Here is a 19,791-nt window from a genome sequence, read left to right as displayed (position 1 = left end):
TTTACTGCTGTCTATCAGTGTTGTTTCTTTTTGTCGTAGTCTTTATCGCGCAAAGCGCGCGCATCATCTTCAAATAAGCAACGTTTGCCGCTAGTCTCGCAACAAACCGTACTGCCGCCATATTCCAATCAGAACGAGCCGGCCATGACAGACTTGTCCCGTACGCATGGAGTCGCCAGCCAGGCCCTGGGCCTGTTGGACGGGCGTTTCTTCCGGCCGCCGCTGCCAGAGGCGCACGTACCCAGAGCACGCTTGTGCCAGCGCCTGCAAAGCGGACTGGCTGGCCGGCTGTTGCTGGTGAACGCTCCAGCCGGTTTCGGTAAAAGTTCACTGGCCATTGAATTCTGTCAGGAACTGCCCAGCCATTGGCGCAGCCTCTGGCTAGGCTTGAGCCAGCGCGATGCCGACCCGGGCCGCTTTCTCGAGCGCCTGCTCGAAGGGCTGCAGCAGTTCTGCCCGGCGCTCGGCGGGCAGGCCATGGGTCTGTTGAAGATGCGCCAGCGTCACCAGCCGTTCGCCTTCGAGGAATGGCTCGATGGGCTGCTCGATGAGCTCGCGCTCTACCTGCAGCCGGACACCCCCCTGTTGCTGGTGCTGGATGACTACCATCTGGCCCAGGGTCCGGTGCTCGATCGATGCCTGCAGTTCTTCCTCAATCACCTGCCTGCCGGGCTGGTCCTGCTGGTCACTAGCCGTCAGCGGCCCGACTGGCACCTGGCCCGCCTGCGCCTGTCGCGCCAGCTGGTCGAGCTCAACGAGCAGGACTTGCGCCTGACTGCCGATGAAGCGCTGGCGGTCATTGGCCGCCAGCCCACCGGTCTGCGCGGCCAGGCCCTGGACAACTTGATCCAGCGCAGCGACGGCTGGGTGGCCGGGCTGCGCTTCTGGCAGCTGGCGGCCAGCGAGTCCGGCGATGACAACGCCTTGCCCCAGGCACTGCATGGCGGCGAGGGTTTGATTCGCGATTACCTGCTCGAGGAAGTGATCGAAATCCTGCCGGCGCCCGTGCAGGCGTTTCTCTACGACACCGCCTGCCAGGAGCGTTTCTGTGCTGAACTGTGCGATGCCCTGCGCGAGCGGCACGACAGCGCCGAGATCCTGCGCTACCTGCAGGCCCACCAGGTGTTCCTGGTACCGCTGGATGAGCATGGGCTGTGGTTCCGCTATCACCATCTGTTTTCCGACCTGTTGCGCAGCCGGCAGGCCAGTGGCCCCCAGGCGGGGTTGCACTTGCGTGCCTGCCGCTGGTTCGAGGGGCAGGGCCTGCTGGACGAGGCGGTGGAGCAGGCGCTGCGGGCCGGTCACCTGGATGTCGCGGCGGACCTGGTACAGAGCTTGTCGGAAGAACAGCTGCTCGCCGAACAAAATGTCGGCATGCTGCTGCGTTGGAAAATGGATTTGCCTGACAGCCTGCTGATCAGCACGCCCAGGCTGATTGTCCTGTACAGCTGGGCCCTGGGGCTTGCCTGCCAACTGGACGCCGCCGAGGAACTCGCGGCCTACCTGAGCCGTTTCCTGCCCGCGCCTTCGGCCACGGCGCAGAAGTCGATGCTGGCCCAGTGGCTGGCCTTGAGCGGGGTCATCGCGCGCGGCCGTGGTGATCGCGAGCGAACCCTCGCCTATTGTGGCGAGGCGCTGCAGAGCCTGCCGAGCAAACGTTATGGGCAGCGGCTGGTCTGCCTGTCGACCTTGTCGAACCTGGCCATTGCCGATGGCGATTTCTGGCGGGCGCGCGGCTGGAACCGAGAGGCGCTCGAGCTGGCGCAACGGGTCGGCAATCCGCTGTTCGAGGCTTTGGCCCATTACGACCGGGCGCGGGTGCTGCACGCTAGAGGCGAAGTACTGCGGGCACTGGATGAGGTGCGCGAGGGGTTGCAACGGTTGCAGGGCCTGTCGGGCCAGCGCCTGTACGCAGTGCGTGCCCGCCTCACCTTGTACGAGGGATACCTGTTGGCTGCCCGCCTGCACTGCGCGCCAGGCCGTGCGCGTTTGCGCGCCGGGCTCAGCGAGGCACGGAGTTGTCGCGACATCAGTGTCCTGATCGGACATTGCGTGATTGCTTCGCTCGATGGGCGCGAAGGGCGGTTCGCCGAGGCATTTTCCGAGTTGGCCGAGGCCGAGCGGTTGATGCATATCTGGGATGTGCCGCCGATCTTCTACCTGGCCATGATTACCCTGGTGAAGTGCGAGCTCTGGTTGGCCCAGGGCCGTACGGACCTGGCGGAGTCGTGGCTGTTGCGCCTGGGGCAGACCTACGGTGGCGAGCAGCCTGCCGCCGCGCCGGAGTTCCACCCCTTGTTGCCGCTGCATATCGAGTTGCAGCAAGCGTTGCTGGAGCGGGTGCTGGCCCGTGCCGACGATGCCGAAGCGAGGCTGTACAGGCTGATCGAGCGCGGGCAGGCCAGCGCTGGCATGACGCTGATGGTTAGCGCGCAATGCCAGTTGATCGCGTTGTTGTTGGCCCAGGGGCGTGAGCCCGAGGCGGCCAAGCTGCTTGCCCAGGCACTGGAGGCTGCGCAGGGAGGTGCCTTGCAGGCATTCCAGCGCTTGATCGAGGAGCAGCCGCAATGGCTGCGTGAGCAGTTGGCCGGCCGTGCCGCCTGCCCCGTGCAGCGTGATCTGCTGACGTACCTGCCGCAGACCCTCGTCGCCAGCACCTGCGCCACCGAGGCCCTGAGCAGCCGCGAGTTCGCCGTGCTGGAACTTATTGCCCAGGGTTGTTCGAACCAGCAGATCAGCGAGCGGCTGTTCATTTCCCTGCATACGGTCAAGACCCACGCCAGTCATATCAACAGCAAACTGGGCGTGGAGCGGCGTACCCAGGCGGTGGCCAGGGCCAAGTCCCTCGGGTTGCTCGTCTAGTGGTTTACGGCAGGGGCGGCCGGTAAGATAGCGGCACAAGGCTATCGCCGTTCCGGGCTCATCTTTTCCGATCCGCTGCCGATACACTTTTCGGCGATACGCATCGCCATGCGCCACTTCCCACTTCTTCCAATACAGGTCGTGTTGATGCTGCAGTACGGGCAAAAAAGCTTTCTGATCGTCGACGACTTTACCGACTTCCGCACCTCGACCCGCTCGATGCTTCGCGAGCTGGGTGTACGCGACGTGGACACCGCCGACAGTGGCGAACAGGCACTGCGCATGTGCGGGCAGAAACGCTACGACTTCATCCTTCAGGATTTCCACCTGGGTGATGGCAAGAAGAATGGCCAGCAGGTACTCGAGGACCTGATTCTCGACAAGCTCATCAGCCATGAATGCGTGTTCATCATGGTCACCGCTGAAAGTAGCCAGTCCATCGTGCTCAGCGCCATCGAGCACGAACCCGACGCCTACCTGACCAAGCCCTTCAACCGCGTGGGCCTGGCCCAGCGTCTCGAGAAGCTGACCCAGCGCAAGACCTTGCTCAAGCCCATCCTCCAGGCCCTGGATCGCAGCCGCCCGGCCGAGGTGCTCGCCGCCTGCGCCGAGTTGTGCAAGAAAGACCCGCGGTTCGCCCCGTTGTGCCTGCGCTATCGCGCCGATGCCCTGCGCGACCTCAATCGTTTCGACGAACTGGAGAAGTTCCTCAAGAACATCCTGGCCAGCCGCCCACAGCCCTGGGCCTACGCGGCGCTCGGCAGCCTGTTGCACAAGCGCGGCCAGAACGCCCAGGCCCAGGGTGTTTACGAGCAGGCCCTCAAGGCTTTCCCGATCATGCCCAACCTGTACGATGGCATGGCTGACGTGCTGGTGGCCCAGGGCGAAACCAAGCGCGCCCAGCACATGCTCGAGGAGGCTGTGCGCCTGTCGCCGCTCGCGGTGCGCCGCCAGGCCGCGCTGGGCAAGCTGGCGCTGGACAACGCCGACTTCGAAAGCGCGTCCAAGGCGTATCGCCATGCGGTCAATCAGGGGCAGAGTTCGCGCTACAAGGACGCCGAAAGCAATCTCGGCCTGGTCCAGGCGCTGATGAGCAAGAACACCGGCAACGGTCTCGATGCGCGTACCCGGGTGGAAATCAACACCGTGCTCAGCGAGGTGGCCAAGGAGAACGTCGAGGACCAGGGCCTGCAGGTGCGCGCCCGCTTGATGAAGGCCGCCAGCCTGCAGCAGGCCGGTGACCCGGATACCGCCGCCAAGCTCACCGAGCAGGCGATGCTGCGCCTGGAAAAAATGGATCAGTTCTTCTCCGTCGAGGCGGCGCTGACGGTGGCCAAGCAGTTGCAGCAACTCGGTCAGGACGCGGCGGGCACCTCTATCCTCAAGGGCTGCGTGGAAACCTACGGGGACGACCCCAAGGTCATGCAGAGCGTCGCCAAACTCACCGACGACCCGCTGGTGCTGGGGGCGGTGACCGAAGCCGTGGACCTCAACCGCCAGGGCGTGCGCAGCTACCAGGGTGGCCAGCTCAACGAGGCGCTGGGCATGTTCCGCAAGGCGCTGTCGCTGCAGCCGAAGAACATCAGTATCGCCCTGAACACCGCCCAGGCGCTGCTGCGCATCGGCGGCGAGACGCCACCGCCGGGGTTGATGCAGGAGTGCCGCGACTGCCTCACCAGCGTGGCCGGGATTCCCGCCAGCGACAGCCGCTATGACCGTTACCGCAAACTGCACATCCGGGTCTTTGGCGCATGAACCAGGATAACCAGGGGCTGGATTTTTCCACGGTGATCGCCTCCACCGTGCACGACCTGAAAAACTCCCTCTCGGCGCTGACCCACGCCCACAGTCAATGGCTGGCGCGCCTGCCCGAAGAGCTGCGCGGCGGTACCGAGCAGGGCGTGGTGGAGCACGAACTCAGCCACTTGAACGGCATGCTGGTGCAGTTGCTGGGGCTGTACAAGCTGGGCGTCAACCAGTTGCCCATCTGCCCGGACTATCATGAGCTGGACGACTTCATCGAGGCCCAGCTGGCGGCCCAGGAAGACGTGATCAAGCACCGCGACATCCTCGCTACCTGGCGTATCGAGACCGAAAGCCCGTTGGGTTTCTTCGACCGTGAACTGGTCGCCTCGGTGGTGGCCAATGTCCTCACCAACGCCATCCGCTATGCTGGCCACGCCTTGTTGATCAGCATCGAGGAAGAGCGCGAGCAGCTGGTGATCAGCGTCAACGACGACGGCGCCGGTTATCCACAGCGCATGCTCGAACGCCAGCATGACTACGTGCAGGGCATCGATTCGCAGAGTGGCAGTACCGGATTGGGGCTGTATTTCGCGGCGCGGATTGCCGCGTTGCACGAGCGCAATGGCGTGCGTGGGCGGATCGAGATCGCCAATGGCGGGACGCTGGGGGGCGGGTTGTTCAGGTTGTATCTGCCTTGATTTGGTGAGAGGCAAGCTGGACCATGGTCATATTCGCTCCCTCTATCGACTGTACCGAGTCCCAGAACGATGACCCCATTGCCCGTTAGCCTCATCCGCGAAACCTTCCCCGTCGGCCCCTTGCAGTGCAACTGCACCTTGATCGGTGACCCGGTCAGCAAGCACGCCATCGTCGTCGACCCAGGCGGGGACGAGCAGAAGATCCTCGCCCGCCTGCAGCATCATGGCCTGACCCTGGTGAGCATCATCCACACTCACGCGCACTTCGACCATTTCCTCGCCTCGGGCAGGCTCAAGGAGCTGACCGGCGCCACGCTGCACCTGCACAAGGCCGACCAGCCTCTGTGGGAAAACCTGGAAATGCAGTGCCAGATGTTCGGCGTGCCCTATACGCCGGTACCGTCGCCGGACCGCTGGCTGAGCGACGACGAGGCGCTGGCCTGCGGCTGCGGCGTGGCGTTGCACACCCCCGGGCACACGCCGGGTTCGATGAGTTTCTGGTTCGCCGAGCACAAATTGCTGATCGCCGGCGATACCTTGTTCCGCCGTGGTGTCGGGCGCACCGATTTGTGGGGAGGCGATCAGCGGGCTATCGTTCGTTCCATCAAGGAACGGCTGTACCGCCTGGATGAGGACGCCATCGTGGTGACCGGCCATGGCCCGGACACCCGCCTCGGCGACGAGATGCGCGAGAACCCCTTCGTGCGCGCCTGAGGTTTCATGGAATTTTTCCGCTGCGCTGCAATCCAAGGCTGGCATAGATCCGTAGTCGATCCGCTGCACTTTTGAATTTCAGTAGGAGCTTGTCCATGTTCACCATGCGTCGTCTGATTATCGTCGCTACCGCCGCCGCACTGATGTCTGGTTGTGCCAGCCCCAACCCGTATGACAGCCAGGGCCAGGCGCAGGGCTCCACAGGGATGAGCAAGACCGCCAAGTATGGTGGCCTGGGCGCGCTGGCCGGCGCCATCGCCGGTGCCGCCATCGACCACAACAACCGTGGCAAGGGCGCATTGATCGGCGCCGCCGCGGTCGGTGCCGCCGCTGCCGGTTACGGCTACTACGCCGACAAGCAGGAAGCCGAGCTGCGGGCGCAGATGGCCAATACCGGCGTCGAAGTACAGCGCCAGGGTGATCAGATCAAACTGATCATGCCGGGCAACATTACCTTCGCCACCGATTCGGCGAACATTGCCCCAAGCTTCTACTCGCCGCTGAACAACCTGGCCAACTCGTTCAAGCAGTTCAACCAGAACACCATTGAGGTGGTCGGTTTCACCGACAGCACCGGCAGCCGCCAGCACAACATGGACCTGTCGCAGCGCCGCGCCCAGTCGGTCAGCACCTACCTGACCTCGCAGGGGGTGGACCCGTCGCGGGTCAGCGTGCGTGGCATGGGCCCGGACCAGCCGATCGCCAGCAACGCCGACGCCAATGGCCGTGCGCAGAACCGTCGGGTCGAGGTCAACCTGAAGCCGATCCCGGGCCAGCAGTATGACCAGCAAGGCACCGTGCAGCAGTATCCATAAGCGCCAGCTTGAAGATGCCGGGGCGGCGCGCCAGCCCCGGCAATTGCGCTAAACCGCCGGGCACTGGTTGGTCACGCAGTGAATCCCGCCCCCTCCCGCCGCAATGGCGTCGATGTCCAATTGCACCACCTTGCGCCCTGGGTACAGCTTCACCAGCAACGCCCGCGCCTGCTCATCGGCACTGCGGTCCCCGAACTGCGGGGCGATCACCGCACCGTTGATCACGAAGTAATTGATATACCCCGCCGCGAAATCAGGATTGTCCTCGTTGAACTTGCTGCGCCTTGGTTTCAAGGGCGGCGACAGCGTATGCACCTTTAGCTTGCGCCCGTCGGCATCGGTGGCGTTGCGCAGGATCTCGAGGTGCTTGAGTGTCACCTCGTGGTCGTAGGAGTCGGGATCGTTGTCCAGGTTTGCCACCACCACGCCGGGCGCGGCAAAGCGGGCATAGAAGTCCACGTGGGCATCAGTGATGTCCTTGCCCTTGATGCCCGGCAGCCAGATGATCTTGCGCAGCCCCAACCGCTCCTTCAGCTCCGCCTCGACCTGGGCCTTGCTCCAGCCGGGGTTGCGATTACCGTTGATCCAGCTGCTCTCGGTCATGATCCCGGTGCCATGGCCGTCCACTTCGATACCGCCGCCTTCGCCCACCAGCTCGCTCTGCTGGTACCGGGCGCCAGTCAGCTTGGCGACGCGGGCTGCGAGCTTGGCGTCATGGCGATGTTGCTGCTTGCCGCCCCAGCCATTGAAATTGAAGTCCACGGCGCCCAGGGCGCCATCGTCATCGACCACGAAGTTGGCGCCGATATCGCGCATCCAGATATCGTCCAGCTCGGTCTCGACATAGGTAATGTTGTGGCTGCCGCATTCCTCCTCGGCAATGTCGCGTTCGCTGGCGCGGCAGAACACTGTCACCGGCTGGTAGGCAGCGATGGCGCGGGCGATGCGCCCGAGGGCGGCCTGGACGTCTTCGGTGAAGTCTTCCCAGATGGCGTCCTGGGCGCCGAAGGCGATGTAGCCGCGCTGGTGCGGCTCACCCTCGTCGGGCATGAACCAGCGGCCTGCTTCGCTGGCGCGGGCGCTGCCGCTGCCGAAGGGCAGGCCGAAGCTGGCGGCAGCACCGAGGCCGGCGACGACGCTCATGTGTTGGAGGAAAGTGCGGCGGGTGGGCATGGGGTCAGTCCTGTGCGGTCTTGAAACGGGTCCAGACACGCATGCGCGCACGCATGTCGGCCTGGGGGATGTCCTTGCCCGGGATCAAGCGGGTGAAGGTGGCATCGCTGAGGTAGATGTCCGGGTTGTCACGCAGGCGCGCGTCCACCTGCGACCGGGCCTTGGCACTGGCGGTGGGGTAGCCGGTGAAGTTGCTGATCGCGGCCATGTTCTCCGGGCGCATGACGAAGTTGATGAAACGATAGGCGTACTCCGGGTGCTTGGCATCGGCGGGGATGGCCATGGTGTCCATCCACACCGTGGTGCCTTCGCGAGGCACGCGGTACTGGAAGTCGATGGCCTTGCCCGCGGCTTCGGCGGTGCGCTGGGCCTGGATCACGTCGCCGCTGTAGCCCAGCGACAGGCAGGTGTTGCCATTGACCAGCTCGGTGACCGGTTGCGACTGCAGCTTGCGCACGTACGGGCGGATGCCCTTGAGCAGCTCGCTGGCGGCGGCCAGGTCTTCACGTTTGGCGCTGCGCGGCTCGCGGCCCAGGTAGTGAAGCACCACGGCCAGCACTTCGTCGGGCGAGTCGATCATCGAGATGCCGCAGTCGGCGAACTTGGCCGCCAGCTCCGGCTTGAACAGCAGGTCGAGGCTGTCGAGCGGGGCGTCGGGCAGGCGCTCGCGGATTTTCTTCGCGTCCATGGTCAGGCCGATGGTGCCCCAGGTGTAGGGCACGGTGGCCTGGCTGGCCTTGGGGTAGCGGTCGTGCAACTGGCGCAGGCCGGGCTCGATATCGTCGAGCGCAGTCAGTTGCTTGCGATCCAGTGGCTGCAGGCTGCCGGCGCGCATCAGCCGTTCGGCCACGGTGTCGCCGGGAAATACCAGGTCGTAGCCGCTGCGCCCGGACATCAGCTTGGCCTCGAGCACCTCGCTGCCGTCCATGACGTCGTAGATCACCGGGATGCCGGTTTCGGCGGTAAAACGCTTGAGGGTGTCCTCGGCAAAGTAGTCGGCCCAGTTGTACAGGCGCAGGGCGTCCTGCTCGGCCTGGGCAATACCGGCGCAGGCCACCAGCGCGGCGATGGCGAGCAGTTTCGATGGACGGCTTGGCATGGTTCAGGCCCTCGCAGTCTGTGGGGTTCGGCCGTCAAGGGTCAGCAGCGGCGCATACATGGCGGGGCGGCGGTCGCGGTAGATGCCCCAGCTCAGGCGGTCTTCGCGCATGCGCGCCAGGTCCAGGTCGTGCAGCCAGACGCCGCTGCTGTCGCGATCGGCTTCGGCGAGCAGGGCGCCTTTGTGGTCGCAGATGAACGACGAGCCGTAGAAGCGCATGCTCAGGCTGTCGTCGCTGCGCGCCACTTCATGACCGACGCGGTTGGCGGCCACCACTGGCAGCAGGTTGGCGGCGGCATGGCCACGCATGGCCATCTGCCAATGGTCGCGTGAATCCAGTTCGGCGGCGCCAGGCTCCGAGCCGATGGCGGTGGGGAACAGCAGCACTTCGGCGCCCATCAGCGCCAGGCAACGGGCGGTCTCGGGGAACCACTGGTCCCAGCAGATGCCGATGCCAAGGCGACCGAAGGCGGTGTCCCAGACCTTGAAACCGGTGTCGCCGGGGCTGAAGTATTCCTTTTCCTGGTAGCCGATGGCGTTGGGGATGTGGGTCTTGCGATACACGCCCAGCAGGCGGCCGTCGGCATCGGCCACGGTCAGCGAGTTGAAGAAGGCGTTGCCGGCTCGTTCGTACCAGCTAAGTGGCAGGACCACGCCCAGTTCCTTGGCCAGCGCGGCGAAGCGCTTGAGCAGCGGGCTGTCGTGGTAGTCCTGGGCCAGGGCCTGGTGGCTGTGGCACTGCTCGATGCAGAAGTACGGGGTGGCGAACAGCTCCTGCAACAGGATCACCTGGGCACCCTGGGCAGCGGCCTGGCGCACCAGTTGCTCGGCGCGCTCGAGGTTGGCCGGCAGGTCCCAGCTGCAGGCCATTTGCGTGGTGGCGATGCGCAGCGTGCTCATGAGCGCGCTCCCTGCCAGGCCGGCTGCTGCTGGGTGATGCAATGAATGCCGCCACCGCCGTGGGCGATATGGTCGATGCGCACCGGTACCACTTCGCGACCGGGGAAGGCCTGGGCCAGTTGCTGCGCGGCCGCCTGGTCGGCGTCGATGCCATAGGCCGGCATGATCACCGCGCCGTTGGCCAGGTAGAAGTTGGTGTAGGAGGCGCAGAACACTTCGGCTTCGCTGTCCACGGCCGCCGTGGCCTCGAACAGGTCGAGCAGTTCAAACGAACGGCCCTGGGCGTCCGTGGCCAGTTCCAGCACGCGGCGGTTCTCGCGGGCCACTTCGGCATACACCGAGCCCTGGTCGTGGGTGGCGTCGACCAGCAGTACCCCGGGGCGGGCGAAGGCGCACACGCCATCGACATGGCCGTCAGTCATGTCGCCGGTCACATACTGCGGGTCGCCCGGCAGCCAGATGGTCTTGCGGATGCCCAACAGGCGGGCGAAGCAATCCTCGAAATCCGTCTTGCTCAGGCCCGGGTTGCGATTGGGGTTGAGCAGCACCGATTCGGTGGTGATCAGGGTGCCTTCGCCGTCGACATGGATGGCGCCGCCTTCGTTGCACAGCGGGGTGCTCAGGCCTTCCAGGCCGAGGTGGTCGAGGATGCGCCGGGCCAGGCTGCGGTCCTTGCCGTGCTCGGATTTGCCGCCCCAGGCGTTGAAGCGCCAGCTCAAGCCCGCCACGCCCTGTTGCGGGTGGATCAGGAAGGTCGGGCCGCTGTCGCGGCACCAGCTGTCGTCCACGGTCAGCTCGATCAGTTCGATACCGGCGCCGCACAGTTCGCGGGCGATGTTCATGGCCGACGGATCGACCACCATTTTCACCGGCTCGAAGCGGGCGATGGCGGCGGCCACCCGGGCGTAGTCGCGCTGCACGTCGGCCAGGGTCACGCCCCAGCCCGACTCCCACAGCGGTTGATTGTGCGGCCAGATCATCCAGGTCGCGGCGTGGCGGGCCCATTCGGCGGGCATGCGCCAGCCGCTGTCGAGGGACAGGGTCATAGTGAACTCCGATCTATTAGGGATTTTTATCAGCGAAGCCCGCCGTCGCGGGTGTTGTCGTCCATGTTATGGCTGGGAATCCGGGGCGACAAACGATAGATTTAGCGTATTTCTGATCAGTCAGGCTTATCAGCATGCTCAAGCATTGGCCCCCGTTAAACACCCTGCGCGGCTTCGAAGCCGCCGCCCGCCTAGGCAGCTTCCACAAGGCCGCCGAGGCCCTGAACCTCACCCAGTCGGCAATCAGCCAGCAGATCCGCAGCTTGGAGGGCTACCTGGAACAGCCGTTGTTCCACCGCAGTGGCCGTAGCGTCAGCCTGACCGACGCCGGGCACGATCTGCTCAGCACCACTCAGGCCTTGTTGCAGCAACTGGCGGTGGGCATTCGCCGCCTGGAGCAGTACCGCAAGCCCAACCAACTGGTGGTCAACACCACCCCGGCGTTCGCCCGCCACTGGCTGTTGCCGCGCCTTGCGGACTTCCACCAGCGCTGCCCGGAAGTGGACCTGTGGCTGTTCACCAGCTTCGAGGTGCCGGACATGGCCAGTGAGACCATCGACCTGGCGATCCGCGACGATATCGGCGCCCAGGCCGAATGCAGCTTCACCGTGCTGCACCCGGATCAGCTGTACCCGGCATGCCACCCGGACCTGCCCGAGCAGGGGCGGACCACCCTGCATGGCGAGCGGGAGATGGACTGGAGCCATTGGCAATTGGAGGGCGGTGAGGACGTGGGGCAGCAAGGCAAGGGGCTGAACTTCTCCGACCCTGGCTTGTTGCTGGATGCGGCGGGTGAGGGGCTGGGGATTGCCCTGGTCAGCCAGTTGCTGGCGCGGCGGCTGGTGGACGAGGGGCGTCTGCGGCCCTTGTCGGTACAGCGCGTGCGCGGGCCGGTGTGGAGCTGCCTGGTGCATTGGGAAAGCCAGGAGGATCCGTTGGCGAGGCAGTTCCTGGGGTGGTTGAAGGCGGCGCTGGTGCAGGCATAGCGTTTGTCAGAGCCGCTGCGATTTTTCATTGCTCCGATCACCCCGTAATATGTGTCGGATGACTTGCGAGGGTAGTCTCACCCTCTAGAACAAACGGCAGCACCCCGAATCCGGGCGCTGCCCCAGCCTAAACCTGACGAGGTACAGACATTGGCCATCATTCATCCCAAGGTTCGCGGTTTCATCTGCACCACGACTCACCCCAAGGGCTGCGAGCTCAACGTCCGTGACCAGATCGAAGCCACCCGCAAGCTGGGCGTGCGCGAGGATGGTCCGAAGAAAGTCCTGGTGATCGGTGCCTCCAGCGGCTACGGCCTGGCCGCGCGCATCACTGCGGCGTTCGGCTTCAAGGCCGACACCCTCGGCGTGTTCTTCGAAAAGCCGGGCACCGAGACCAAGGCCGGCACCGCTGGTTGGTACAACGCCGCCGCCTTCGACAAGTTCGCCAAGGCCGAAGGCCTGTACAGCAAGTCGATCAACGGTGATGCCTTCTCCGACGAAGCCCGTGCCAAGGTCATCGAGCTGATCAAGAACGAAATGGGCGGCCAGGTCGATCTGGTCATCTACTCCCTGGCCTCGCCGGTGCGCAAGCTGCCGCAGACCGGTGAAGTGATCCGCTCGGCCCTGAAGCCGATCGGCCAGCCGTACAAGTCGACCGCCATCGACACCAACAAGGACACCATCATCGAGGCCAGCATCGAGCCGGCCACCGAGCAGGAAATCGCCGATACCGTCACCGTGATGGGCGGCCAGGACTGGGAGCTGTGGATTGACGCCCTGAACGCCGCTGGCGTGCTGGCACCGCAGGCCCGCACCGTGGCCTTCAGCTACATCGGCTCCGACATCACCTGGCCGATCTACTGGGACGGCGCGCTGGGCAAGGCCAAGCAGGACCTGGACGAAACCGCCCAGCGCCTGGGCAAAAAAGTCGGTGGCAGTGCCAACGTTGCGGTGCTGAAGTCGGTGGTTACCCAGGCCAGCTCGGCGATCCCGGTGATGCCGCTGTACCTGTCGATGGTCTTCAAGATCATGCAGGAGAAGGGTATCCACGAAGGTACCCAGCACCAGCTGGACCGCATGTTCCGTGACCGCATGTACCGTGCGGACGGTGCGCCGGCTGCACTGGACGACGAAGGCCGTCTGCGTCTGGACGACTGGGAGCTGCGTGATGATGTGCAGGACGCCTGCCGTGCCATGTGGCCGAAGGTGACCACCGAGAACCTGTTCGAGCTGACCGACTACGCCGGTTACAAGAAACAGTTCCTCAACCTGTTCGGTTTCGAGCGCGCTGACATCAACTACGACGAAGACGTAGCCACCGACGTACGGTTCGACTGCATCGAGCTGTAAGCAAGTCCTTGACCGCGCAGCCGTTGATGGCGGTTGCGCGGTTCCCGCCGACGACTTGTTAATATTCTGAAACAAATCCCTCGCTGGCCCTTTGCCATGGCCACCCTCCGCCTGATCTATACCCCAGCTATTGGCCTGGCAATTTCGCTGGCGCCGAGGAGGGAGCAATGGGCGTACTGCAAAAACTACAAGAACGCATCCGCCGGAAGGGCCTCAAGCGCACCTTCAAGACTTTTTTCGAGCGCTACGTGTTTTTCCATTGGGAACTGCTGTGGATGGAGCGCGACCTGATCAGCCCTGTGCCGCCGCACAGCCTCAAGGCGCATGCGCCGGTCACCCTGGTGCAGATCACCACGGCCAATGCCGATGCCTTCGCCCGGCATTTCGGCGACCGTGTCGAGACCATGCGCGAGCTGGCCGCCGAGGGCCATACCGGGCACATGTACCTGGATGAGCAGGGCGATGCCGTAGCATTCATCTGGGCCAGCGTGGTGGATTACCACGACAAGCATTACTACGGTTGCACCTTCCCGGTGAAACCCGGCGAGTTCTTCGAGTTCGGCGGCGAGATGACCCGGCCGTACTTTGGCAGCGAGCTGTCGGTGACGGCCCAGGTCGAGCTGTGGAACACCATGCGCGAGAAGGGCTGCCACAAGGTGGTTGACGTGGTGGAGACCCACAACGTGCCAGCAATGAAACTGCACCTGCGCATGGGCTACCACGAGCAGGGCCGGGTGATGCATGTGTACGGCCTGTTCGGTCGCTGGAAGCTGTACCGCGAAACCCGCTACCACGGCTCGCGCCTGGCGGTGCTGCGCAAGCCGGGCGTGGCGCGGGCGCTGCCGACCACCTGAGCCTGCACCGGGCTCATCGCGGGGCAAGTCGCATCGGCGCACCGCCGCTCCCACGACGCCATGGCCACTTGTGGGAGCGGCGGTGCGCCGATGCGACTTGTCCCGCGATTACAGGCAAGGTTTTTTTTGCTAGCGTTGGCGCACGACAACAGCCCGTCCGCCAGCATGGCGCGACGCCGCAGGGAGTGCGCCATGAGCAGCCTTACCCAACCCGCCTGTGCCTTTCGTCATGTCGCCGCCGACGGCTATGGCCTCGGCGGATTTCGCTGGCGCCACGCCGAACCCGACCCCCTGCGTCCACTGGTGATCATCAACGCCGCCACCTCGGTGCGTTGCCGCTACTACTCGCGTTTCGCCGACTACCTGTTCGCCCAGGGCTTTGACGTGCTCACCTACGATTATCGCGGCATCGGCGAGTCACGCCCGGCCACGCTGCGCGGTTTCCAGGCGTCCTGGAGCGACTGGGGCCGGCTGGACTTCGAAGCAATGTTGCAACTGGCCGCCGCCGAGCATCCGGGCCAGCCGATGCATGTGGTCGGCCACAGCTTCGGCGGCTGGGCGCTGGGGCTGGCACCGTCGGCGGGGCAGGTGCGCCATGCGCTGCTGGTGGGCGCGCAGTTCGCCTATTGGCGCGACTATGCGCCGGAGCAGCGTTGGCAGCTGTTCGGCAAATGGCACGTGGTGATGCCGCTGTTGACCCGGCTGTTCGGCTATTTCCCCGGAAAGCGCCTAGGCTGGCTGGAAGACACCCCGGCCGGCGTGGTGCGCGATTGGGTTGCCCGTACGCCGCGTTACGAGCAGCGGCCCAGTGGGCGTCTGCTGTCGGGGACGCCATTTGCCCAGGTACAGGCGGCGACCCTGGCCATCAGCCTGACTGACGATCCGTTCGGCACGGTGGCGGCCACCGAGCGGTTGTTGGGGTACCTGCGAACGGGCGAGCGACGGCATCTGCGGGTGGCGCCTGTGGATATCTCGGTCGGGGAGATCGGGCACTTCGCGTTCTTTCACGATCGGTTTCGTGAAAGCCTGTGGCCGATTGCGCTGGAGTGGTTGCAGAAGGGGCGCCTTGAGGCTGGAACACCAGGCCGGCTCATCAGTTGATGTCCGGTTGGGGCCGCACAGCGGCCCCATCTGCTATCAGCCCAGGCGCGCAAGTGGCCGGGTGGTGAACTTCACCCCGGCCAGCCCATGCTTGATCAGCGCACGGATATTGCCATGGTCGCTGCCCTCGGGCGTGGCGACCACGCTACGGTAGTGCTCACCGAAGGCCAGCAGTGCCTCCTGGTCGCTCAACCCTTCGAGCAGCGCCAGGCCCAGGGTCTTGCACGAGCCTTCGTTCTGCCCGGCGGCGTTGTGCACGTCGCCATTGTCGAAGGCCTGGGGCTGGTAGCTGTAGTTCGCGGCGATGAAGGCCAGGGTGTCGGCAAAAACGTGTTCGCCGCTGGCGAGGCTGCTGCGCAGGCTATTCAGGTCAGTCACGCGGTTTTCCTTGTTCGAACGCCGCTTTCTGCTCGGCGCTGGCTTCGTTCTGGTATTGGGCTTTCCATTCGGCATAGGGCATGCCGTACACCTGCTCACGGGCATCGTCCAGGCTCAGCTCGATCTGGCGATCATCGGCGGCGGCCTTGAGCCACTTGGACAGGCAGTTGCGGCAGAAGCCGGAGAGGTTCATCAGGTCGATGTTCTGCACGTCGGTACGTTTTTGCAGGTGGTCGACCAGGCGCCGGAACGCGGCGGCTTCGAGTTCGAGCTGTTGTTGCGGGGTCATGGGCGGTCTCTTCAGGTCATGCGGTTCTTCAGATGGCGGCCACCATTGATGACCACCTGGCTGCCGGTGCTGTACTGGCTTTGCAGCAGGAACAGCACGGCGTCGATCAGTGGGCGGGCGCCGGGCTCGAATTCGAGCAGGGCTTTCTTCAGGGTCTGCTGGCGGTACTGTTCGTCGCCGCCTTCCTTGAGGATCAGCAGGCCGGGCAGGATACCGTTGACCCGTACCTTCGGCGCGTACTTTTCGGCGAACGACAGCACCATGTTCTGCAGCGCGGCCTTGGTCGCGGCATAGCCGATGTGGCTCTTGCTGCCGCGCGAGGAAGTTTCGTCGCAGATGTGGATGATGTCGGCTTTGTCCACCTTGTTCAGCAGCTCGCCGAGGGCGAGGTTGAGGTGGTAGGGCGCCTCGACGTGCAGGCGGAACATGGTATCGAGGTTGTCCAGGCCATCGTCGAGCCACAGCGAGGCGTTGTGGATGATCGCGCGCAGGCCGTCGTAGTGGCTGTGCAGGTGGTCGATCAGGGCCTGGCGGTCTTCGCCGCGGGTCAGGTCGGCCTGGAACTGCTGGATGTTCGGGTGGGCAGCCTGCCCCTGCAAGGTACGGCTGGCGCTGACCACCGTATGGCCGGCCTGGGCCAGCTCCAGGGCCAGGGCCAGGCCGACGCGCTGGCTGGCGCCGGTGATGAGGATTGGGCTGTTCATGTTCGGGCGGTCTGTTCGTCTGTCCGTGCGTGATGCCCCAGCATACCCGAACTGCGCGGCCTTGCGAGCCCGTGCCTCAGCGGCTGCGCAGCCCCTGGGAACGTTCGGTGGCGGCGCGTGGCGTGGTGTTGAGCCAGCCGGCCAGCAGCCGGGTGGACAGCGGGATGAACAGGTACACCATCAATGGCGTCAGGGCCAGGGTACTGAGCAGCACTCGAGGCAACAGGTCGAGTGGCGCCAGCCAGTGGCCGAACAGCAGGTTGAACAGTAGCGAAACCGGAAAGAATGCCAGCCAGATGGCCGTTGCCTGCTTCCAGCGCGGTGGTTTTTGCACGGTATTGGTGCCGAACCAGTCGTCGATACCGCTCACGCGCCTCTCTTTGGGGCGTTCGAACAGGCCGTTGCCGCGCTCCAGCCAGGCCCTGCGCGATGCGGAATGCTCCCAGGCGTGCATCGTCTGTTCGCAGGCGAAGCGGAAGATGATCTGGAATTCGTCGCCCTCGCTCGGCGGGGCGAGGATGCCCGAGCCCAGGTAGCCGGGAAAGTCGGTGGCCAATTGCTCGCCTTCGTGCAGCCAGGCCAGCAGGTCCTGGTAGCGGCCGCAGGCGGCGCGGCGCGACACCATCAAGGTGACGGGTGGAGTAGACATCGTGTATCTCCTGGCGACGGGGCTGGCGGGTAGCCGGACCCTGGCTTGCGGCCCGGGGTGATGGGCGGCGCAGGCGGGCTTGCAAGAATCGGGCACGGATTATCGCCGATCAATCATGACCAGTCAGTTTCAGGGGCTGGACGGTCTTCAGGCTGTGCAGGGAGCCTGGGCGTGCAGTTCGGGGTGAGCCTTGCGGTGGGCCTGGAGGATGTACTCGCGCAGGCGCTCGATCTCTTCGGCCGGCGTGTGGGTCAGGTCGTAGGCGGCCAGTCGCGGGCCGATGCGCCGGCGCAGCGCGCCGTGCAGGCCGATCGGCGGGATGTCCTCGGCGGCGAAGCGCAGGTTGAATTGCGCAGGGGCTTGAGCACCATCGCGCACTTCCAGCAGCACACCCTTGAAGGAAATGTCGCGTACCCACAGGTCACTGGCCTGGCCATGATCATCCAGCAACGCGATCGGGGGCTGCAGCGACAGGCGCCAGGGCCGCAGCCTGGGGCCATCCTCGTAGATGTCCGGCGAGCCGAGTTGCAGGTGCAGGGCGTGGAATTCATCCTCGACCAGTTGCAGGGGGAAGCTCAACTGCTGGTTGTTGAAGCTGGCCTGCAGCGTCACCTGCTCGTTGGCCACAAGGCGGGTGAGCAGGTCCTTGAGACGACGGTCGCCATTGACCAGCAGGCTCGACATGGGGTCGGCCAGGTTCAGTTGGGGCGAATGCTGCATGTCCTGGATGAAATCCAGTTCGTCCTGGGAGAGTAGGGCGTCTGCTTGCATGGTCTGACTCGAAGGGGCGATCGGTAACGGCGATTTCTTCACGGCGGTGGACAGTGGTCAATCCGCTTCGTTCCGGTCATTCGTCGGAAAATCCTGAAGCCTGTGACTTTAGCCGGAGGCGGCCTTTTGCCACTGTCGAATGCTAGTATCCTACGTTTTCACTCAGTTTCGGAATCCTCACCCGATGAAAGTCGCCATTATTTCCGGTTCGGTGTACGGCACCGCCGACGAAGTCGCCCGCCACGCCGAGTCGCTGCTCAAGGCCGCCGGCCTTGAAGCCTGGCACGCGGCACGCGCCACCCTGCAGGACATTGAGGGCTTTGGCCCCGACGCGTTGCTGGCGGTGACCTCGACCACCGGCATGGGCGAGCTGCCCGACAGCCTGATGCCGCTGTACAGCGCGATCCGCGACGTGCTGCCGGCGGCCTGGCGCGGCTTGCCAGGGGCGGTGATCGGCCTGGGCGATTCGAGCTACGGCGACACCTACTGCGGCGGTGGCGAGCAGATGCGCGAGCTGTTCGCCGAGCTGGGGGTGAACGAAGTGCTGCCGATGCTGCGGCTAGATGCCAGTGAGACCGTGACACCGGAGGCCGATGCCGAGCCGTGGCTGGCGGATTTTGCGGCTGTGCTGAAAGGCTGATTTTGCCTGGGCCGGTCCTATCGAGGGGCAAGGCCGCTCCCACGAAAGCTCCATGATGCTCGTGGGAGCGGCGGTGCGCCGCTGCGACTTGCCCCGCGATAGGGCCGGTCGCCTCAATGCATGGCTGAGTCCTCACGCAACAACGCCAGCCACGCCTGCGCCGCCCGTGACAGATATGCCCCGCGCCGCCAGATAAAGGCGATATCCCACCTCAGGTAATCCGGCGCCCGCAACGGCAAGCGCACCACTCCGGGCCGTTCCAGCGCCCGTGCGACGATCGCCGGCAGCAGCACCACGCCTTGCCCGGCCGCCACCAATGCGGCAAGAAAGTCTGCCTGGCCGCTACGCCCACCCTCCTTGGGTGTAAAGCCTTCCTGCTGGCAGGCGCTGAGCAATCGATCGTTGAGCACGAAGCTGCGCTGGTACAGCAGAAACGGCGTGTCGGCCAGTTGTGCCAGGGCGACGTCGACCTGCCCGGCCAGCGGGTGGCCGGCGGGCAGCAAGGCTTCCAGTGGCTCATTGCAGAACGGCTGGTAGTCGAACGCTGGGTCGTTTGGCGTCAGGCTGCCGCCCAGCTCCAACTCGCCACTCTTGACGGCCTGCTCGACCATGCGGCTGCCACCTTCGAGCAGTTGTATCGAGATATTCGGATGGCGCCGCCGATACTCGGCGAACAACCCAGCGAACAGCGCATCGCTGCCCAGCAGCGGCAGGCCCAGGCGCAATTCGCCGCGGGCCATCTGGCTGAGATCGTCGAGTTCGCTCAGCAGCTCCTGGCGCTGGCGCAGCAGCGCTTCGCCGCGCTCCAGAACGATGCGCCCGGCGGCAGTCAGCAGCAACTGTGAGCCCTGGCGTTCCAGCAGCGGCTGGCCGATGTCCTGTTCCAGCTGGGCGACCTGCTTGCTAACCGCCGACTGGCTGACGTGCAGGGTACCCGCCGCCTGGGTGAAGCCGCCTTTGTGGACGACTTCGATGAAACTGCGCAGCTGTTTGAATTCCATGTATGCCGGATTCTA

At 64.9% G+C, this 19,791-nt stretch carries 20 protein-coding genes; 10 read left to right on the top strand and 10 right to left on the bottom strand.

What is annotated here, in order from left to right:
- The first annotated feature begins 144 nt into the window (after positions 1 to 144).
- The 5 genes from LOY42_RS22410 to LOY42_RS22390 all read left to right on the top strand — a co-directional run bounded on the left by LOY42_RS22410 (position 145) and on the right by LOY42_RS22390 (position 6,835).
- Entirely contained in the window at positions 145 to 2,862 is a 2,718-nt protein-coding gene (locus LOY42_RS22410; RefSeq protein WP_139668630.1) for a LuxR C-terminal-related transcriptional regulator, read from the top strand.
- A 147-nt stretch (positions 2,863 to 3,009) separates the two neighbouring features.
- Positions 3,010 to 4,617, top strand: coding sequence for a tetratricopeptide repeat-containing response regulator (locus LOY42_RS22405; RefSeq protein WP_139668632.1), 1,608 nt, complete (start codon positions 3,010 to 3,012; stop codon positions 4,615 to 4,617).
- Positions 4,614 to 5,306, top strand: coding sequence for a sensor histidine kinase KdpD (locus LOY42_RS22400; RefSeq protein WP_102682550.1), 693 nt, complete (start codon positions 4,614 to 4,616; stop codon positions 5,304 to 5,306). The genes LOY42_RS22405 and LOY42_RS22400 overlap by 4 nt, the downstream gene beginning before the upstream one ends.
- A gap of 69 nt (positions 5,307 to 5,375) precedes the next feature.
- Positions 5,376 to 6,020, top strand: a complete 645-nt coding sequence (locus LOY42_RS22395; RefSeq protein ID WP_258599342.1) for an MBL fold metallo-hydrolase — start codon at positions 5,376 to 5,378, stop codon at positions 6,018 to 6,020.
- 95 nt (positions 6,021 to 6,115) lie between these two features.
- The gene (locus LOY42_RS22390) at positions 6,116 to 6,835 is read left to right on the top strand and encodes an OmpA family protein (protein WP_102682547.1); all 720 of its coding nucleotides are present in this window, start codon (positions 6,116 to 6,118) and stop codon (positions 6,833 to 6,835) included.
- Positions 6,836 to 6,883: 48 nt separating this feature from the next.
- Here LOY42_RS22390 and LOY42_RS22385 read toward each other — a convergent pair whose 3' ends face one another.
- Genes LOY42_RS22385 through LOY42_RS22370 form a run of 4 tightly spaced genes read right to left on the bottom strand, consistent with a single transcriptional unit; the run spans position 6,884 to position 11,053 of the window.
- A complete protein-coding gene (locus LOY42_RS22385) occupies positions 6,884 to 8,008 on the bottom strand; it encodes an agmatine/peptidylarginine deiminase (RefSeq protein WP_258599340.1) in 1,125 nt (374 codons plus the stop codon).
- A gap of 4 nt (positions 8,009 to 8,012) precedes the next feature.
- On the bottom strand, positions 8,013 to 9,107 hold the full coding sequence (locus LOY42_RS22380; protein ID WP_139668636.1) for an extracellular solute-binding protein: 1,095 nt from the start codon (positions 9,105 to 9,107) through the stop codon (positions 8,013 to 8,015).
- Positions 9,108 to 9,110: 3 nt separating this feature from the next.
- Positions 9,111 to 10,007, bottom strand: coding sequence for an N-carbamoylputrescine amidase (aguB, locus tag LOY42_RS22375; protein WP_111531682.1), 897 nt, complete (start codon positions 10,005 to 10,007; stop codon positions 9,111 to 9,113).
- Positions 10,004 to 11,053: an agmatine/peptidylarginine deiminase gene (locus tag LOY42_RS22370; RefSeq protein WP_139668638.1), complete on the bottom strand. Its 1,050-nt coding sequence runs from the start codon at positions 11,051 to 11,053 to the stop codon at positions 10,004 to 10,006. Before LOY42_RS22370 ends, aguB begins: the two co-directional genes overlap by 4 nt.
- Positions 11,054 to 11,187: 134 nt before the next feature.
- On the opposite strand from LOY42_RS22370, the gene LOY42_RS22365 reads away from it, so the two are divergent.
- From LOY42_RS22365 to LOY42_RS22350, 4 genes are all read left to right on the top strand, one after another.
- Positions 11,188 to 12,039, top strand: coding sequence for a LysR substrate-binding domain-containing protein (locus tag LOY42_RS22365; RefSeq protein ID WP_258599336.1), 852 nt, complete (start codon positions 11,188 to 11,190; stop codon positions 12,037 to 12,039).
- Positions 12,040 to 12,189: 150 nt separating this feature from the next.
- A complete protein-coding gene (gene fabV / locus LOY42_RS22360; RefSeq protein ID WP_139668642.1) occupies positions 12,190 to 13,389 on the top strand; it encodes an enoyl-ACP reductase FabV in 1,200 nt (399 codons plus the stop codon).
- A gap of 167 nt (positions 13,390 to 13,556) precedes the next feature.
- Complete coding sequence (locus tag LOY42_RS22355) at positions 13,557 to 14,243, top strand: GNAT family N-acetyltransferase (RefSeq protein ID WP_139668644.1); 687 nt, start codon at positions 13,557 to 13,559, stop codon at positions 14,241 to 14,243.
- Positions 14,244 to 14,435: 192 nt separating this feature from the next.
- Positions 14,436 to 15,344 (top strand): alpha/beta fold hydrolase, encoded by a 909-nt coding sequence (locus LOY42_RS22350; RefSeq protein WP_139668646.1) that lies wholly within the window; start codon positions 14,436 to 14,438, stop codon positions 15,342 to 15,344.
- A 36-nt stretch (positions 15,345 to 15,380) separates the two neighbouring features.
- Here the strand turns inward: LOY42_RS22350 and LOY42_RS22345 are convergent, their stop codons facing one another.
- From LOY42_RS22345 to LOY42_RS22325, 5 genes are all read right to left on the bottom strand, one after another.
- The gene (locus LOY42_RS22345; RefSeq protein WP_139668648.1) at positions 15,381 to 15,722 is read right to left on the bottom strand and encodes a HopJ type III effector protein; all 342 of its coding nucleotides are present in this window, start codon (positions 15,720 to 15,722) and stop codon (positions 15,381 to 15,383) included.
- Positions 15,715 to 16,011 (bottom strand): DUF1244 domain-containing protein, encoded by a 297-nt coding sequence (locus LOY42_RS22340; RefSeq protein WP_102682537.1) that lies wholly within the window; start codon positions 16,009 to 16,011, stop codon positions 15,715 to 15,717. Before LOY42_RS22340 ends, LOY42_RS22345 begins: the two co-directional genes overlap by 8 nt.
- An 11-nt stretch (positions 16,012 to 16,022) precedes the next feature.
- A complete protein-coding gene (gene folM / locus LOY42_RS22335; protein ID WP_139668650.1) occupies positions 16,023 to 16,715 on the bottom strand; it encodes a dihydromonapterin reductase in 693 nt (230 codons plus the stop codon).
- Positions 16,716 to 16,791: 76 nt separating this feature from the next.
- Positions 16,792 to 17,364 carry an antibiotic biosynthesis monooxygenase gene (locus LOY42_RS22330; protein WP_102682535.1) on the bottom strand — a complete coding sequence of 191 codons (573 nt, stop codon included), beginning with the start codon at positions 17,362 to 17,364 and terminating at the stop codon, positions 16,792 to 16,794.
- Positions 17,365 to 17,511: 147 nt separating this feature from the next.
- Positions 17,512 to 18,135, bottom strand: coding sequence for a hypothetical protein (locus LOY42_RS22325; RefSeq protein ID WP_102682534.1), 624 nt, complete (start codon positions 18,133 to 18,135; stop codon positions 17,512 to 17,514).
- Positions 18,136 to 18,319: 184 nt separating this feature from the next.
- Between LOY42_RS22325 and LOY42_RS22320 the strand changes: the two genes are divergently transcribed.
- Positions 18,320 to 18,775 carry a flavodoxin gene (locus LOY42_RS22320; RefSeq protein ID WP_139668652.1) on the top strand — a complete coding sequence of 152 codons (456 nt, stop codon included), beginning with the start codon at positions 18,320 to 18,322 and terminating at the stop codon, positions 18,773 to 18,775.
- Positions 18,776 to 18,888: 113 nt separating this feature from the next.
- Here the strand turns inward: LOY42_RS22320 and LOY42_RS22315 are convergent, their stop codons facing one another.
- Entirely contained in the window at positions 18,889 to 19,776 is an 888-nt protein-coding gene (locus LOY42_RS22315) for a LysR family transcriptional regulator (RefSeq protein WP_258599327.1), read from the bottom strand.
- Positions 19,777 to 19,791 lie beyond the last annotated feature (15 nt).

Source organism: Pseudomonas sp. B21-023 (assembly GCF_024749165.1).
In the GTDB taxonomy this organism is placed as follows: domain Bacteria; phylum Pseudomonadota; class Gammaproteobacteria; order Pseudomonadales; family Pseudomonadaceae; genus Aquipseudomonas.
This window is presented reverse-complemented; position numbering and strand designations above follow the sequence as displayed.

What these genes read in the sequence shown, in the direction of transcription:
- LOY42_RS22320 (WP_139668652.1), top strand. Translation starts at nt 18,320, where the DNA reads ATGAAAGTCGCCATTATTTCCGGTTCGGTGTACGGCACCGCCGACGAA.
- LOY42_RS22395 (WP_258599342.1), top strand. Translation starts at nt 5,376, where the DNA reads ATGACCCCATTGCCCGTTAGCCTCATCCGCGAAACCTTCCCCGTCGGC.
- LOY42_RS22380 (WP_139668636.1), bottom strand. Translation starts at nt 9,107, where the DNA reads ATGCCAAGCCGTCCATCGAAACTGCTCGCCATCGCCGCGCTGGTGGCC.
- LOY42_RS22405 (WP_139668632.1), top strand. Translation starts at nt 3,010, where the DNA reads ATGCTGCAGTACGGGCAAAAAAGCTTTCTGATCGTCGACGACTTTACC.
- LOY42_RS22370 (WP_139668638.1), bottom strand. Translation starts at nt 11,053, where the DNA reads ATGACCCTGTCCCTCGACAGCGGCTGGCGCATGCCCGCCGAATGGGCC.
- LOY42_RS22315 (WP_258599327.1), bottom strand. Translation starts at nt 19,776, where the DNA reads ATGGAATTCAAACAGCTGCGCAGTTTCATCGAAGTCGTCCACAAAGGC.
- LOY42_RS22365 (WP_258599336.1), top strand. Translation starts at nt 11,188, where the DNA reads ATGCTCAAGCATTGGCCCCCGTTAAACACCCTGCGCGGCTTCGAAGCC.
- LOY42_RS22330 (WP_102682535.1), bottom strand. Translation starts at nt 17,364, where the DNA reads ATGTCTACTCCACCCGTCACCTTGATGGTGTCGCGCCGCGCCGCCTGC.
- LOY42_RS22385 (WP_258599340.1), bottom strand. Translation starts at nt 8,008, where the DNA reads ATGCCCACCCGCCGCACTTTCCTCCAACACATGAGCGTCGTCGCCGGC.
- LOY42_RS22325 (WP_102682534.1), bottom strand. Translation starts at nt 18,135, where the DNA reads ATGCAAGCAGACGCCCTACTCTCCCAGGACGAACTGGATTTCATCCAG.
- LOY42_RS22400 (WP_102682550.1), top strand. Translation starts at nt 4,614, where the DNA reads ATGAACCAGGATAACCAGGGGCTGGATTTTTCCACGGTGATCGCCTCC.
- folM (WP_139668650.1), bottom strand. Translation starts at nt 16,715, where the DNA reads ATGAACAGCCCAATCCTCATCACCGGCGCCAGCCAGCGCGTCGGCCTG.
- LOY42_RS22350 (WP_139668646.1), top strand. Translation starts at nt 14,436, where the DNA reads ATGAGCAGCCTTACCCAACCCGCCTGTGCCTTTCGTCATGTCGCCGCC.
- LOY42_RS22390 (WP_102682547.1), top strand. Translation starts at nt 6,116, where the DNA reads ATGTTCACCATGCGTCGTCTGATTATCGTCGCTACCGCCGCCGCACTG.
- aguB (WP_111531682.1), bottom strand. Translation starts at nt 10,007, where the DNA reads ATGAGCACGCTGCGCATCGCCACCACGCAAATGGCCTGCAGCTGGGAC.
- LOY42_RS22340 (WP_102682537.1), bottom strand. Translation starts at nt 16,011, where the DNA reads ATGACCCCGCAACAACAGCTCGAACTCGAAGCCGCCGCGTTCCGGCGC.
- LOY42_RS22355 (WP_139668644.1), top strand. Translation starts at nt 13,557, where the DNA reads ATGGGCGTACTGCAAAAACTACAAGAACGCATCCGCCGGAAGGGCCTC.
- LOY42_RS22410 (WP_139668630.1), top strand. Translation starts at nt 145, where the DNA reads ATGACAGACTTGTCCCGTACGCATGGAGTCGCCAGCCAGGCCCTGGGC.